This window comes from Streptomyces sp. NPDC048392, assembly GCF_043200575.1.
In the GTDB taxonomy this organism is placed as follows: domain Bacteria; phylum Actinomycetota; class Actinomycetes; order Streptomycetales; family Streptomycetaceae; genus Streptomyces.
Map to the genome: position 1 here is coordinate 147492 of NZ_JBICYB010000006.1, position 14484 is coordinate 161975.

The 14484-nt window shown below is 71.6% G+C and carries 14 protein-coding genes and 1 pseudogene; 8 read left to right on the forward strand and 7 right to left on the reverse strand.

Annotated features, from left to right (window positions below):
• Window position 1: 1 nt before the first annotated feature.
• Window positions 2-514 carry a MarR family winged helix-turn-helix transcriptional regulator gene (locus ACGFYH_RS11890; RefSeq protein ID WP_393802983.1) on the reverse strand — a complete coding sequence of 171 codons (513 nt, stop codon included), beginning with the start codon at window positions 512-514 and terminating at the stop codon, window positions 2-4.
• 171 nt (window positions 515-685) lie between these two features.
• On the opposite strand from ACGFYH_RS11890, the gene ACGFYH_RS11895 reads away from it, so the two are divergent.
• The 3 genes from ACGFYH_RS11895 (at window position 686) to ACGFYH_RS11905 (ending at window position 4827) form a co-directional block, all read left to right on the forward strand.
• Window positions 686-1909, forward strand: a complete 1224-nt coding sequence (locus ACGFYH_RS11895; protein WP_393802984.1) for an FAD-dependent monooxygenase — start codon at window positions 686-688, stop codon at window positions 1907-1909.
• A 531-nt stretch (window positions 1910-2440) separates the two neighbouring features.
• The gene (locus ACGFYH_RS11900; protein ID WP_393802985.1) at window positions 2441-3514 is read left to right on the forward strand and encodes a ferritin-like protein; all 1074 of its coding nucleotides are present in this window, start codon (window positions 2441-2443) and stop codon (window positions 3512-3514) included.
• A 317-nt stretch (window positions 3515-3831) separates the two neighbouring features.
• Window positions 3832-4827, forward strand: coding sequence for a pirin family protein (locus ACGFYH_RS11905; protein WP_393803106.1), 996 nt, complete (start codon window positions 3832-3834; stop codon window positions 4825-4827).
• Here the strand turns inward: ACGFYH_RS11905 and ACGFYH_RS11910 are convergent.
• A complete protein-coding gene (locus ACGFYH_RS11910; RefSeq protein WP_393802986.1) occupies window positions 4799-5437 on the reverse strand; it encodes an HD domain-containing protein in 639 nt (212 codons plus the stop codon). The two genes, ACGFYH_RS11905 and ACGFYH_RS11910, sit on opposite strands and share 29 nt — an antisense overlap.
• 102 nt (window positions 5438-5539) lie before the next feature.
• Window positions 5540-6508, reverse strand: a complete 969-nt coding sequence (locus tag ACGFYH_RS11915; protein ID WP_393802987.1) for a GlxA family transcriptional regulator — start codon at window positions 6506-6508, stop codon at window positions 5540-5542.
• 112 nt (window positions 6509-6620) lie between these two features.
• Between ACGFYH_RS11915 and ACGFYH_RS11920 the strand changes: the two genes are divergently transcribed.
• Window positions 6621-7451: an alpha/beta fold hydrolase gene (locus ACGFYH_RS11920; RefSeq protein WP_393802988.1), complete on the forward strand. Its 831-nt coding sequence runs from the start codon at window positions 6621-6623 to the stop codon at window positions 7449-7451.
• Between the two features lie 20 nt (window positions 7452-7471).
• Here the strand turns inward: ACGFYH_RS11920 and ACGFYH_RS11925 are convergent, their stop codons facing one another.
• Window positions 7472-8086 carry a CGNR zinc finger domain-containing protein gene (locus ACGFYH_RS11925; RefSeq protein WP_393802989.1) on the reverse strand — a complete coding sequence of 205 codons (615 nt, stop codon included), beginning with the start codon at window positions 8084-8086 and terminating at the stop codon, window positions 7472-7474.
• Window positions 8087-8135: 49 nt separating this feature from the next.
• Between ACGFYH_RS11925 and ACGFYH_RS11930 the strand changes: the two genes are divergently transcribed.
• On the forward strand, window positions 8136-9065 hold the full coding sequence (locus ACGFYH_RS11930) for a ketopantoate reductase family protein (protein WP_393802990.1): 930 nt from the start codon (window positions 8136-8138) through the stop codon (window positions 9063-9065).
• 13 nt (window positions 9066-9078) lie between these two features.
• On the opposite strand, the gene ACGFYH_RS11935 is transcribed toward ACGFYH_RS11930, so the two are convergent.
• The gene (locus ACGFYH_RS11935; protein WP_393802991.1) at window positions 9079-9948 is read right to left on the reverse strand and encodes an alpha/beta fold hydrolase; all 870 of its coding nucleotides are present in this window, start codon (window positions 9946-9948) and stop codon (window positions 9079-9081) included.
• 150 nt (window positions 9949-10098) lie between these two features.
• On the opposite strand from ACGFYH_RS11935, the gene ACGFYH_RS11940 reads away from it, so the two are divergent.
• Window positions 10099-10608 (forward strand): CGNR zinc finger domain-containing protein, encoded by a 510-nt coding sequence (locus ACGFYH_RS11940; RefSeq protein ID WP_393802992.1) that lies wholly within the window; start codon window positions 10099-10101, stop codon window positions 10606-10608.
• A gap of 339 nt (window positions 10609-10947) precedes the next feature.
• On the opposite strand, the gene ACGFYH_RS11945 is transcribed toward ACGFYH_RS11940, so the two are convergent.
• On the reverse strand, window positions 10948-11847 hold the full coding sequence (locus tag ACGFYH_RS11945; protein ID WP_393802993.1) for an NAD-dependent protein deacetylase: 900 nt from the start codon (window positions 11845-11847) through the stop codon (window positions 10948-10950).
• Between the two features lie 302 nt (window positions 11848-12149).
• Between ACGFYH_RS11945 and ACGFYH_RS11950 the strand changes: the two genes are divergently transcribed.
• Both ACGFYH_RS11950 and ACGFYH_RS11955 read left to right on the forward strand, forming a co-directional pair.
• The gene (locus ACGFYH_RS11950) at window positions 12150-12980 is read left to right on the forward strand and encodes a PP2C family protein-serine/threonine phosphatase (protein ID WP_393802994.1); all 831 of its coding nucleotides are present in this window, start codon (window positions 12150-12152) and stop codon (window positions 12978-12980) included.
• A 106-nt stretch (window positions 12981-13086) separates the two neighbouring features.
• On the forward strand, window positions 13087-14076 hold the full coding sequence (locus ACGFYH_RS11955; RefSeq protein ID WP_393802995.1) for an MASE1 domain-containing protein: 990 nt from the start codon (window positions 13087-13089) through the stop codon (window positions 14074-14076).
• Between the two features lie 69 nt (window positions 14077-14145).
• Here ACGFYH_RS11955 and ACGFYH_RS11960 read toward each other — a convergent pair.
• Window positions 14146-14359: pseudogene (locus ACGFYH_RS11960) on the reverse strand (rhamnose ABC transporter substrate-binding protein); the annotation flags it as partial.
• Window positions 14360-14484: the final 125 nt, after the last annotated feature.

Sequence of the window (14484 nt, forward strand, 5' to 3'; positions counted from 1 at the left end):
CTCAGCCCTCTTCCTCCGTGTCGAACCGGGCCAGCCGCGCCATCACGTCGTCGGTGAGGCGGGTGAGCAGGCGGGCCAGGTCGTCACGGTCCTGCTGGGGCCAGTCGGCGAGCGCCTCGGCGAACCAGCCCAGCAGGGAGGTCACATACCGGTCGGCGGCCTCCGTGCCCGGCCCGGTCGGTTCGATGAGGCTCGCGCGGCGGTCGTGGGGGTCCGCGACGCGCCGTACGAGAGAGCGCTTCTCCAGTGCCTGGACCTGGCGGGTGACGTGCGGGCCCACGACCTGCATGCGATCGGCGATCTCGCCGATCCGCAGCGGCCCGTCGGCCGTACGGAGGGCCAGCAGCACGCCCATGGCCGGACGGTCGAGGGCGAGACCCGCCGCCTCGGCGGCGCGTTCCGTGAGCCTGCCCTTGCTGAAGGCGGCGCTGAGCTGGGTGATCCTGGGCAGTACGGCGAGCAGGTCGGCGTGCGGGTTTTCCGGTACCGGAGGCCCGGAGGGCGCGGGGGTCATGAGGTCTCCATTTACATACCTGAGTTAGGTATCTATGCTGCGGGGAGTGGCCGGTGCCTGAGAGGGTGCCGTATGGCCTCCATAAAGATACCTAAGGTACGCATGTTTGCCGTCCGTGCGGCGCGTACCTCCGTCCTTCCGGGGCCCGCCCCGGGGAAGAGGTGAGAAACCATGATCCACTCGTCCCGTCCCGCTCGCCGCGTACTGATCTCCGGAGCCAGTATCGCGGGCCCCGCGCTCGCGCACTGGCTCGACCGGTACGGCTTCGAGGTGACCGTCGTCGAGAAGTCCGCCGCAGTCCGCGGGGGCGGGTACGCGATCGACGTGCGCGGGACGGCCCGTGAGGCCGTGGACCGCATGGGTCTGCTGTCGAGGCTGGGCGCGGCGCATGTCGACAGCCGGCGGATCACCTTCGTGGACGCGGCGGGGGAGGCGGTCGGCACACTGCAGCCGGAGCAGCTGACCGGGGGAGAGGCGGGTCTCGACCTCGAAGTCCGGCGCGGTGACCTGGCCGAGGCGCTGTACTCCCCGCTGCGGGACCGGGTCGAGTTCCTCTTCAACGACTCGATCGCGACCCTGGACGACGCCGGGGACGCCGTGCACGTCGTCTTCGACAGCGGCAGGTGCCGCACCTTCGACCTCGTGGTCGGCGCGGACGGCCTGCACTCCAACACGCGGCGGCTGGTCTTCGGCCCCGAGGAGCCCTTCCACCGCTACCTCGGGTACGTCTTCGCGGGCTTCACGCTGCCGAACGAGTTCGGGCTCGCGCACGAGGCCGTCATGTGGAACGAGCCGGGCCGCAGCGCCGTCCTCTACGCCCACGAGCCCTCCGACCGGGTGCACGGCTTCCTCACCTTCTCCCGCGACACCCCGCCCTTCGAGGCGTTCCGCGACCCGGGGGCCCAGCGAGAACTGGTGGCGGCGCGCTTTCCCGAGCAGCTCTGGAAGCTGCCGCGCATGGTGGAGGGCATGCGCCGGGCCGACGACCTCTTCTTCGACATCGTGAGTCAGATCCACATGCGCACCTGGTCCCACGGGCGCGTCGTACTGGCGGGCGACGCCGCGCACGCCACGTCGTTCGTCTCCGGCCAGGGGTCGAGCGTCGCGCTCGTCGGCGCGTACGTCCTGGCCGGCGAACTGGCCTCGCACACGGATCACACCGAGGCCTTCGCGGCCTACGAGCGCAGGATCCGCCCCTTCGCGGAGCGCAACCAGGCGCTGGCCACCGGCGGCGGCTCGGCGGTCACCCCCACGACACGGCAGGAACTCGATGCCCGCAACGCCCTGTTGCGCGACCCGGAGGCGGCGGCGAGGGCGATGGTGACGCAGAGCGCGAAGGACGGCAGGGCGGCGTACTCGGCCCTGGAACTGCCCGACTACCCGCGGGCCGCCTGAGGCGGTACCGGCCGGCTGTGCACCGCGGAGCGCGGTCGCCTCCGCCCGGTTCAGTGCCGGGGGCCGCCCGCCGCCGCGTGGCGAAGGGCCGTTCCGCGACCGCCGGCCATGCGGGAGGAGGTCGACCCTGGTGTCGTGCGGGGTCGTGGTGTTGGGCCCGGTCCGGGAGTTGCCGTACCGAAGGCGGTGGTTGACCACCGCGCCCGGCTTCGCGCCGCCCGCGGGCCACGGAGTGGTGGCGGCGGCTGACGCCGAGACCCTGGGTTGCTGTTGCTGTCGTTGCTGTCGTTGCTGACGCGTGAGCGGTTCGGCGTACGGCGGGACCGTCGCCGGTAGGGCCGACCGGGTAGAGGATGCCGCACTCGGTGCCGCGCGCCCGGGAAACGCCCCTGGCACTGCTAGTTTCGCCAGCCGTCGGAGGAATCCGGACGTCTCGGTCCAAGGCGGGCGTCGCTTGCAGAGGGAGTATGGGTGACTGGTGTGCGCGAGGAATCATCGGGGACGGGCGCCCCGTTCGGGCGAAGGACCTTCATGGCGTCGGCCGTCCTGACGGCCGCCGTCCCCGTCTCGGCCGCCGCCACCGTGCAGGCGGCCGAGCGGCCGGAAGGCGCCCCGGCCGGCTGCCGGTCCGTGGCGAGGCTGCTCGCCGTCCCCGAACGCGGTCGCGGCGTCGACTGGCTGAGCGAAGCCCTGCAGGTGGCCGTGGCACTGGAACTCGCCACCATCCCGCCGTACTTGTGCGGATGGTGGTCCGTGGCGGATCGCGGAAGCCACGTCGCCCGGCTGATCCGGCGCATCATCGCCGACGAGATGTACCACATGGGAGTGGTCTGCAACCTGCTGGTGGCCGTGGGCGGCCGGCCGCGGATCACGGACGCGGCCCTCACGTATCCCGGCCCACTGCCCGGCGGGGTGCGCGACGGGGTGAACGTCTACCTCTCGGGCCTCACCAGACCCTTCGTGCACGACGTGATGATGGCGATCGAGGCCCCCGAGTCCCCTCTCGCCCGCGGCGTGAACAACTCGCCCAGCATCGGCCACTTCTACGACGACCTGCTCCACGCCTTCAGGTCCACGGCCCCCGAACTGTCGGCCCGCGGCCAGTTGTCCGAGCACATCGGCTCCGACGTCCTGGAACCCGTGGCCGACCTCGACGGCGTCGAGCGGGCGATCGAGACCGTCAAGGAGCAGGGCGAGGGCACCGCCAGTTCCCCCGAGGACGCCTTCGGGGACGACTACCCGGCCCACTACTACGCCTTCGGCGAGATCTACCACGGGCGGCAGCTGCGCCAGGAGGACGACGGCTGGCGGTTCACCGGTGCCCCCGTACCCTTTCCCGACGCACGCCCCATGGCCCGGGTCCCGGTGGGCGGGTGGCCCGGCCCGCCGAAGCGGGTCCAGAATCTCCTCGACCGGTTCGACACCGCCTACGCCAAGGTACTGAGCACCCTCGAGGCCGCCTGGGCCCACGGCGACGCACGCACCCTGCGCTCGGCCGTCCGGACGATGCGGGGGCTGGAGGGCCCCGCCGTGGAGCTGATGGAAACCGCCATTCCCGACGCCCCCGGCAACTACGGCCCCCAGTTCCGCCCGCCCCACGCGTGACGTCGGCGGGACGGCCGGTGGTGCCCGGCGAGGGGGCCGCCGAGCCTTGGCGCCAGGAGCCCGACCGGAGCCATGGCGAGCGCGCGAGGGGCGACGGCCGTCGGCGTGCCGCGGGTGAACGGCCCGCCGGGCAGTCGGCACCGGCGGCGAGCCGGCCGGCTCCCCCCTGTCCCCGACGGCCGGTACGGCGATGCCGGCCGCGAGGTTGATGCGTCCTGCTGGCCCGCGTGGTCTGGACCAGGCTTCCCGCAGGTGCCGTCCAGGAGCGGGAGGCGGCCGGGCCGCCGTCCTGGGCCTGCGCCGTCGAGGCGGTCGCCGTGAGACGCGAGGACGGTGTCCTGGCCCGCGGAGACGGCGAATCGCCCGCCGTCTGTGTGGAGATCCTTGCCGCGCGCGACGTCCCGCTCGGCGGTCCGCGTGCGATGACGGTGCGCCGCACCCTGCCCCAACGGGCCCGGACGCTGATCGGAGCCTGGTGCTTCGCCGACCACTACGGCCCCGACGAGGTCTCGGTGTCGGGCGGCATGGACGTCGCCCCTCACCCGCGCATCGGCCTGCAGACCGTCAGCTGGCTGTTCAGCGGGGTGATCGAGCACCGGGACAGTCTGGGCAGTCACGCCTTCGTCAGGCCCGGCGAAGTGAACCTCATGACGGGCGGCCACGGCATCAGCCACTCGGAGGTGTCGACGCCCGACACGACGATCCTGCACGGCGTCCAGCTGTGGGTGGCGCTGCCCGGAGAGCACCGGGACACCGCCCCGGACTTCCAGCACCACGTACCCGCCCCGGTGCCGCTGGACGGCGGTGAGGCGCGCGTCTTGCTCGGTTCGCTCGCCGGGGACACCTCACCGGTCGGCACCTTCACGCCCCTGCTGGGCGCCGAGGTGACCCTGGTCCCGGGCGCCACCGCCGCCCTCGACGTCGACCCCGGCTTCGAGCACGGCGTGCTCGTCGACAGCGGTGACGTACGCGTCGACGGCACGGTCGTACGTCCCGCCGAACTGGCATACGCCGCGCCGGGACGAAGGACCCTCACGCTGACGAACGAGGCGCCCGGAACCGCCCGGATGCTGCTGGGCGGTCCCCCCCTTCCCGGAGAGATCGTCATGTGGTGGAACTTCGTCGGCCGCACCCACGACGACATCGTGCGGGCCCTCGAGGACTGGGCGGACCGGTCCGAGCGCTTCGGCCTGGTCGAGGGCTACCCCGGTGACCGCCTCCCGGCACCCGTACTTCCCAACGCCACCCTGGCCCCGCGCAAGAACGCCGGAGCCCGGGGAGGGGTCACTCGGGCCAGGCGGAGTTCTCGATGACCTCGACGAAGTCCGTGCGCCGGAAGCCGGGCACGAAGTGTTCCAGAACGTCCGCGTTCACCGTGCCGAAGGTGGTGTCCGGGCGGTGCCTGAACCCGTCGGTGAACGCCTGGAGGATCTGCTTCTTGAAGTCCGGCCGTGGGTGGGCGGCGGTGACCGCGTCGATCTCCGCCCGGGTGAGGGCCGAGAGGTTGACGCCGAGCACGTCCGTCTCGACGCCGGCGGTCGTCGCCGCGATCTCCGGCGCCAGTCGGTACGGCACCTCCGGCGTGGTGTGCAGCGCGACGGCCGTCCACACCGTGCCCGCGTCGGCCTCGGACCCCCCGTGGCCCAGCAGGAACGCCCGCGCCTGATCGGCACCGTCCAGCTCGAAGCGCTGGTCGTCGCCGCGGTAGGGCGGCACCAGGCCGGTGTCGTGGAAGAGCGCGGCGACGTACAGCAGCTCCGGGTCGGGCCGCAGGCCCCGGGCGACGGCCTGGAGGCTGCCGAAGAGGTAGACGCGGCGCGAGTGGTGGAAGATCAGCGGCGGTGTGGTGTCGCGGATGAGGGCGGTCGCTTCCCGCGCGAGCTTGCTGTCGGGGATGCCGATTCCGGCGATGGTCTCTGGCATGGCGCTTCTCCCGGGGACGGTGCCTGTCGTGTCTGTGTCCACCCTGCGGCGGACAGCCGCGCCGCGTCCGCCCCCCGATGGACACGAACCCCTCGGAACCGGTCATGGCCGCCGCGCGGTGGTGGCGAAACGGTGCTGGTACCGGATGGGGGACAGTCCCAGATGGCGGGCGAAGGCCCGCCGCAGGCTCTCGTAGCTCGGGAAACCCGAAAGGGTGGCGGCCTCAGTGGCGTTGTGCCCGGCGTCGAGCAGGGCCTTGGCCAGGTCGAAGCGGATCAGCTCCACGTACTTCATCGGGGTGGTGTCCAGCTCGGCCCGGAACATGCGCGTCAGGTGCCGTGGACTGACCCGCACCCGCGCGGCCAGGGCCTCCAGGCCGTGGTCCGCCGTCGGATCTCCCTGCACCGCCTCCTGGACCAGCCGCAGTGCCGGAGTCCGGGGAACCGGGCCCTGGAGCGAGGCGGAGAACTGCGACTGTCCGCCGGCCCGCTGCATGTACACCACCAGCGAGCGGGCGACCCGACGGGCCAGGGCGGGACCGTGGTCCTCCTCCAGCAGGGCGAGGGCGAGGTCGATGCCCGCGGTCACGCCGGCGGACGTGTACGTGGTGCCGTCCTTCACGAAAAGCGCGTCGGGCTCGACCCGAGTCGACGGGCAGCGGCGGGCCAGGGTGGCGGTGTGCTGCCAGTGCGTCGCCGCCCGCCTGCCCTCCAGCAGACCCGCCGCACCCAGGACGAAGGCACCGGTGCACACCGAGGCGACGCGCCCCGCCCGCTCCGCCAGTGCCTTGGCGGCCGCCCCGAGAGCGGGGTCCACGGGGGCGTCGGGCAGCGCGTCGCCGCCGACGACGACCAGCGTGTCGTAGGCCGCGGCGGCCTGCGCGTCGGCATCCGCCGGCACGCGCATGCCGATGGACGAGCGCACCGATGCCCCCTCCGCCGAGACGATGGTCAGCCGGTAGTCGGCACCGAAGCGGTTGGCCTCGCTGAAGACCTCCGCCGGGCCGGACAGGTCCAGCAACTTCATGCCGTCGAACACGAGGACACCCACAGTGTGCGGTCCCGCTGCCATCGCTGCCTCCGCGATCCGGTTCTGAGGAAATCTGGTGATTATGGGTGGAAATGAGGTATGTCGGTTGTCGGCGTAGGGTGGCCCGAACGGACCCGTCACGGAAGGATCAGTCATGGGCACGGTCACCACCTCCGACGGCACGGACATCTTCTACAAGGACTGGGGCCCGCGCGACGGGCTGCCGATCGTCTTCCATCACGGCTGGCCGCTCAGTTCCGACGACTGGGACAACCAGATGCTGTTCTTCCTGTCCCACGGTTATCGCGTGATCGCGCACGACCGTCGTGGCCACGGGCGTTCGGGCCAGCCCTCGACCGGCCACGACATGGACACCTACGCCGCCGACGTCGCGGCGGTGACCGACGCCCTCGACCTGCGGGACGCCGTGCACATCGGGCATTCGACCGGCGGCGGCGAGGTGGCGCGCTACGTGGCGCGGGCCAAGCCGGGCCGGGTCGCGAAGGCCGTACTCGTCAGCGCCGTCCCACCGGTCATGGTGCAGTCCCAGAACAATCCCGGCGGTCTGCCGATCGAGGTCTTCGACCGGCTCCGCGCGGCCCTCGCCGCCAACCGCGCGCAGTTCTACATCGACGTGGCGTCCGGCCCCTTCTACGGCTTCAACCGGGAGGGCGCGACGGTCTCCCAGGGGCTGATCGACCACTGGTGGCTCCAGGGGATGACCGGCGCGGCCAACGCCCACTACGAGTGCATCGCGGCGTTCTCCGAGACCGACTTCACCGACGACCTCGGGCAGATCGACGTCCCGGTCCTCGTCGCACACGGCACCGACGACCAGGTCGTGCCCTACGCGGACGCGGCGCCGCTGTCCGTGGAACTCCTGCGCAACGGCACCCTGAAGTCGTACGAGGGGCTCCCGCACGGCATGCTCTCCACCCATCCGGAAGTCATCAACCCCGACCTCCTGGCCTTTGTGAAGTCGTAGCCGGCCTGGGAGCGGTGCGCTCAGCGCGCCGATGCCTTCTGCCGGTGACCGGCCGCCTTGGCCTGATTGCCGCAGCGCCGCATGGAGCACCACTTGCGCGGTCGCCCGCCGTCGGAGCCGAGACAGAGCATCCTGCACACCTCAAAGGCGCAGGCGGTCAGGCGGGAGCGGCGCCGGTCGTCGGTCATGAGATCGATCAGGTCCCGTGCGACGAGCGACAGCAGCTCCTCCTTGGTGAGCGCCCGGTTCCCCTTCGGCGCCCACTCGCCGTCGGACGGCAACTCCAGCAGCGGCACCGGCGGTTCGGCCCTGGCCAGGAGATTGACCAGGTCGACCGACTGCTGCCGCGGCCGGTGTGCGTCGACCGCGCTCGAGGCGATGTCGTGGGCGGCCGCGCGCAGTTCGTGCAGGGACCGCAGAACGTCCTGAGGGTCGTATCCCTCCTCAAGCGTCATCCCCACACCACGGCACCAGGCTTCGAGGCGTTCGGCGTCGCCCATCCGCTCGATCGGGACTTCGGGCCTGCGGCCCACGGTGGCCACGAGATTCAAGGACAGGCTTCCGGCGTCGAAACGAAGGGCCCGGAGCTGCGCGGTGACCCTTCTGCGCGGCGCGTCCCGCTTCACGGCGTCCATGGTTTGATAGTAACCGTAGAAACGGTTACTAAGGGAGCGGAGCGGAGCCATGCGTATCGCGGTGATCGGGGCGGGCGGCGTCGGAGGTTACTTCGGGGCCCGGTTGGCCGCCGCGGGGAACGAGGTCACGTTCGTGGCCCGCGGCAGGCACCTCGAGGCCATCCGCACGTCGGGACTGGTCGTCCACAGTCCCCTCGGCGAGCTGCGCACGTCGCCCCGCTCCGTCGTGTCGAGCATCTCCGAACTCGGTCCCACCGATCTGGTGCTCGTAGCCGTCAAACTGTGGGACACCGAGGCCGTCGCCGAGCAGTTGCGGTCCTCGGCGGTGAGCGAGGCGCCCGTGCTGTCACTGCAGAACGGGGTGGACAAGGACGCCGTCCTGCGGGGCCGGCTGACGGACGAGCAGGTCCTGGGCGGTGTCTGCTTCATCTCCGCCTTCATCGAGGAACCCGGAGTGGTCAGGCACAACAGCCCTCTGCAGAGGGTGGTGCTCGGCGCCTACCGACCCGGTTCCACGGCGTTCGGCCGGACCGTGCTCACCACGTTCCGCGACGCCGGGATCGACGCGGAGACGAGTGACGACATCGAGCGGGTGATCTGGGAGAAGTTCGTGTTCCTGGTGGGCCTGTCGGCGACCACGGCAACCGTCCGTCAGCCCATAGGCGTTGTCCGCGCCAACGAACAGAGCCGACGTCTCCTGCACGACGTCATGGCCGAGACGGTGGCCGTGGCGAAGGCGTCCGGAGTGCGGCTGGACAGTGGCTTCGCCGAAGCCCAACTCGACTTCTGCGACACGCTCCCCGCGGCCATGACCTCCTCCCTGCACAACGACCTGGAGAACGGCAACCGCCTGGAACTTCCCTGGCTCAGCGGGGGAGTGGTGGATCTCGCCGGCCGACTGGGCGTCCCCGCGCCGCGCAACCGGACGGTGACCGACATCCTCGCGCCGTACGTCCTGGGCCGGCCGACCGGGACCTGATCCGCGCGGCGCCCTATCCTCCGACCCGGGCGAGGAAGTCACGGATGTGTCCGCTGATCTCCTCCAGGTGGGTCTCCAGGGCGAAGTGCCCGGTGTCGAGCAGGTGGATCTCGGCGTCGGGCAGGTCACGCCGGAAGGCGCGTGCCCCGTCGGGGCCGAAGATCTCGTCGTTGGCCCCCCAGACGGCCAGCAGCGGCACCCGGGTGTCGCGGAAGTACTGGTGGAGCCGGGGGTAGAGGGCGACGTTGGCCGGGTAGTCGCGGAACAGCGTGAGCTGGACGGCGTCGTTGCCGGGCCGGCCGAGCAGGGCCTGGTCGAGCACCCAGGCGTCGGGGCTGACAAGGCTCTGGTCGGCGACCCCGTTCACGTACTGCCAGCGGACCATCTCCGGAGTGAGCGCCGCCCGGACGGCGGTCTCCGTCTTCGGGGTCGGGTTGTCGGTGTAGGCGAACAGTCCGTCCCAGAAGGTCTTGACGAAGCCGTCGGTGTAGCCGTTGCCGTTCTGCGTGACGATCGCGGTGATGCGGTTCGGGGTACGGGTGGCGATCCGCCAGGCGACCGGTGCCCCGTAGTCCTGCACGTACACCGCGAAGCGGTCCACGCCGAGGTGTTCCAGGAGGGCGACGGTCACGTCCGTGAGTGAGTCGAAGCTGTAGTCGAACTCGTCGGCCCCGGGTGCGGCGGAGTGTCCGAAGCCGATCATGTCGGGTGCGATCACGTGGTAGGCGTCCGCGAGCTTCGGGACCAGGTTCCGGAACATGTGGGAACTCGTCGGGAAGCCGTGCAGCAGCACCAGCGTCGGCGCCCGCGGGTCGCCGGCTTCCCGGTAGAAGACGTCCAGGCCGTCGACGGTGACGGTTCGATGGTGCACGGTGACGCTCATGGTAACCCCTCAAGTGTCGGTTAGTGGTTAGGTGCAGTTCAGCATGCTGGGGCTAACCCGTCAAGTGCTATTTAGGGGTTAGGGAGCAGTGGCGGGGAGTAGTGACTGCTGTAACCTGTCAAAAGCAAGGAAGGGGTTAGAGTGGATGTGGTGACCGACAGAGCCGCGGAGGACGTCCTCCTGGAGCTGCTCAACACGACCCCCGTCGTGGACGGCCTCGTGAGCGACGCTCTGGGCACGTCGGCCGAAGGCGTCGCATGGGTACGCCGTCACGGAGGGACCGGGTCACGCGAGGAGGTCGCCTACCTGGTCGCCGCGCGCGGCGCCCTTCAGGACGTCGTCCGGGGACGGTGCGACCCCGCCTGCCTGAACGAGTTCCTCCGGGGTGTCAGCAGCGTGCCCGGCATCAAGGACGGCACGCTGGAATGGCGCCTCCAGGTGCCCGACGCGCACCGCCTGACGGTGGAGCTGGTACTGACCTGGGCGCAGGTCGAGAAAACCAGGCCGGGCCGGCTCAAGCCGTGCGGCAACCCGGAGTGCCGGCGCTTCCTGCTGGACCGGAGCAAGCCCAACAGCGCCCGCTGGTGCTCCATGGCCGAGTGCGGGAACCGGATGAAGGCCCGTCGGCACTACCGGCGCGTCAAGGACTCGCAGCCCTAACAAGACCCGCCGAGGTCAGGCCGCTGCCGCCGCCTCGTGCTTCCGGGATCCCGAGAAGGCGATGTTCTCCTTCGCGCGCCGTGCGGATGGCCATGTGCTCCGGCGGACAGGTGGCCGACACCGTGCGCCCCACCCCTGTCTCGTGCGGTTCGCGCCGCGTCAGCGATGAGCGCACAGGGGGCGGTCTCCGACCAAGCGGTGACGACGGGTCAATCGATGTACCTCGTCAGGCGCGAGGACCTCATGGAGAGAAGGGACCACGGCCGAGTGAGTGGCGCGGGAGATCCCGCACCTCGTCCAGGTGTGCCAAAGCCTCGCAGCGGAGGCGTCGTGGCCCGGTCAGGCCGTCGCCTCGTCGTCGAAGGGGGCGCCCAGACGGCCGGCCACCGTCGTGAGGGCCTCTCCCAACGGGAGCGCGACCCGCGCGGCGGCGAGCCGGTCGCCGCGGGTGGCATCCCGGTTGACGATCAGGACCGGCTTGCCCGCCTCGGCCGCCTGGCGGACGAAGCGGAGCCCGGACATCACCGTCAGCGAGGAGCCGAGGACCAGCAGCGAGGACGCCGCGCGCACCAGTTCGCGGCAGTGCTCGACACGGCGCGGTGGCACCGCTTCGCCGAAGAACACCACGTCCGGTTTGAGGATGCCGCCGCAGACCGCGCAGGGCACCACGCGGAAGTCCCCGACCTGTTCGTCGGTGAGGTCGGCGTCGCCGTCCGGGTTGATACCGGCGGCCACCGGCGCGAAACCCGCGTTGGCCTCCTCCAGCCGCAGGGCGAGCTCGCGGCGCGGGCTGAAGGCGCCGCAGGACAGGCAGACGACCCGGGCCAGGCTGCCGTGCAGTTCCACGACGCCCTCGCTGCCGGCGCGCTGGTGCAGACCGTCGACGTTCTGGGTGATGACTCCGGTGAGCAGCCGGCGCCGCCCGAACGCCGCCACCGACCGGTGCCCCGCGTTGGGACGGGCGCGGCCGAAGGTGCGCCAGCCGAGGTGGCTGCGCGCCCAGTACCGGCGGCGGGCGTCGGAGTGGGCGGTGAAGTCCTGGTAGGTCATCGGTGTGTGCCTGCTCAGGCTCCCGCCCTCGCCCCGGTAGTCGGGGATCCCCGACTCCGTGGAGATGCCCGCTCCGCTGAGCACCAGCACACCGCCGGCGCGCAACGCGTCGGCGACGGGCTCCAGATCCGTGGTGCCCGGCGGCAGGTCCGCTCCCGGGGTCCAGCTCAGAGTGGGGCGCATGCGCATGCGGCAAGGGTACGGAACCCGCCGCGGTCCTCGGCGTGGCCTGGCGCACACCTTTCGCTGGCCCGCTTCAGGCCTGGCCTGGAGCGTTCGCTGTCCCGCTTCCGGCCCGGCGTACGCCGTCCGCTGTCCTGCCGTCGGCCTGGCGCACACCTCTCGCCGTCCCGCTTCCGGCAGGTGGCGCCCGCCGCCCGGTCCACGGAGGGCGCCGGCATGACCTTTCCCGCCCCGGGTGACAGACTTGCACTGTCCAGGGGTGCCGAGAGGTTCCTGCTGCGAGGGGCGGCCTGGCCCGGGAGTGGTCGATGTTCCGCAAGCGTCCCGCACCTGACGGTGAAGAGCTGCTCGCCCGGCTGGCCTCGCTGACCGCCCGGGCGAAGGAGCTCGCCGAGCTGCGGCGCTCACAGGTGGAGCTGGCGATCGCCCTGCAGCGCGACATGCTTCCCGCGGACCTGCCCGCCGTCCCCGGCATCCACCTGGCCGCGTGCTACTCGCCCGCGTACGCCGGGCTCAACGTGGGCGGCGACTGGTACGACGCCTTCACACTCCCCGACGGCCGCATCGGCCTGTCCGTCGGAGACGTCCAGGGCCACGCCATCGACGCGGCCGCCTTCATGGGCCAGGTCCGGGTCGGCCTGCGGGCGCTCGCCTCCGTGACGAGCGAACCCGGCGACCTCCTCGCCTGCACGAACGAACTTCTCCTCTCCCTCAACAAGGACCTGTTCGCCACCTGCACCTTCATGCGCTACGACCCGGCGACCGGCCTCCTGGAGAGCGCCCGGGCCGGTCACGTCCCCTGCGTCCGGGCCACGGCGGACGGCAGGGCGGAGGTCTGTCAGGACGAGGGCGGACCGCCGCTGGGCGTCCTGGAGGGGAGCGACTACCCGGTGACCCGCTACCGGCTCGGCACGGGCGGAGTGTTCGTCCTGGTCACGGACGGTGTGGTGGAGGGGCCGTCCCTGAGCGTCGACGACGGTCTGGAAAGGGTGGTACGGCTGGCGAGCCTCGCCGCCGCCGTCGGCATGGAGGCGCACTCGCTGGCGGCTGCCGTGCTCAAGAACGCGGAGCTGATCGGACACGAGGACGACGCCGCCGTGCTCGTCATCGGCCACGACGGCCGTGCGGTTACGTCGTAGCCACGACGGTCGTGCGGTTACGTCGTAGCCACCACGGCCGTGCGGTTACGCCGTAGGGCGGGACGGGGCCTCTCCCACCTCGCTGAGCCGGCGGCGCCGGTGTCTGATGGCTGCTGTGGTGGGTATCCGTGCATGGCCGCGACCGGTCGTCCTCGTCTGTGCGACGCTGCTGGTCGCCGGCTGCTACTACGCGGCGGGGCGGCTGGGGCTGTCGCAGCAGCTGACCGCCGACGGGTCGACCGTCACGCCCGTCTGGCCGCCCACCGGCCTCGCGGTGGCCTGTCTGCTCCTGTTCGGGCCGTGGTGCGTGCCGGGCATCGCCCTCGGCGCGCTGCTGGTCATCGCCTCCCTGGGAGCGCCGGGTGCCGCGGCCGTCGGGATCGTGGCGGGCAACACCGCCGCCCCCGTCTGTGCCTGGCTGATGCTGCGGGCGGTGGGGTTCCGCGTGAACCTGAGCCGCCTGCGCGACGGACTGGCGCTCGTCTTCCTGGGGGCGCTGACCGCCATGCTGGTCAGTTCGGGAGCGGGCGTCGGCATGCTGCTGCTGTCCGGCAAGCTCCCCACCCACCACCTCTGGCTGGTCTGGCTGGCCTGGTGGGTCGGTGACGCCACGGGTGTCGTCCTGGTCACCCCGTTGCTGCTCCTGCTGTACCGCGCTCGTCTGCCGCCTCCGTCGGTGCGCTGGACCGAGGCCGTCGGGCTCGCCGCCGTCGTGTGCGTGCTGGTGCCGTTGATCATGTACAGCTCGGTCAGCGTGCTGTTCCTGGTGTATCCGCTTCTGATCTGGTCGGCGCTGCGCTTCCAGCTGGCGGGGGGCATACCCTGCGCCCTCTTCGCCTCGGTGATGGCCACCGTCGTGGCCCGGCAGGAGGCCGGTTCCTTCGGGAGACTGACCGATGTCGACACGATGATGAAACTCCTGGCGTTCAACGGGACCCTCGGGCTGACCGCGCTCCTGCTCTCCGCCGTGATCAGTGAACAGCTCAACACCAGACGGTCGGTGGAGCGGGCCTGCCAGGAACTGGTCGAGGCGTTGCAGCACCTGAACGCGGGCGGCTCCGGAAACCCCGGGGCGCCCGGAGGAGACGTCCGGTGAGCACGGTGGCGTGGGTCCCCGCCGCCGGCACGCCCCGGACGTCTCCCGCCGGGGACGTGCGCGCGGCGGTCAGAAGTCGTGGTCGTCGGTGTTCCCGGGGACCAAGACCGTCGGACCGCCGCGCGTGATGACTCCGTCCCCGGTGAGCCGGACCCGGCCCATGTCGCCGGCCAGGAACATCCATCTGCCCCTCCAGGCCGGTGATCCGCCCGGAAGCGTGGGCCACCGCGGCGCGACCGGCCAGCTCGCCGAGCTTGGCCGGATCCCACAGCGGGAACGCCTCGGCGACGACGGAGCGGGCACCCCTCCCCCCGGGTGGGCACGGACGTGAGCACCCGTCGGGGGTCTTCGGGCGACTCCGCACGGGTGGCGAGTCCGGCCGGACCGACGTCCGTCCGCGTGGCCTGC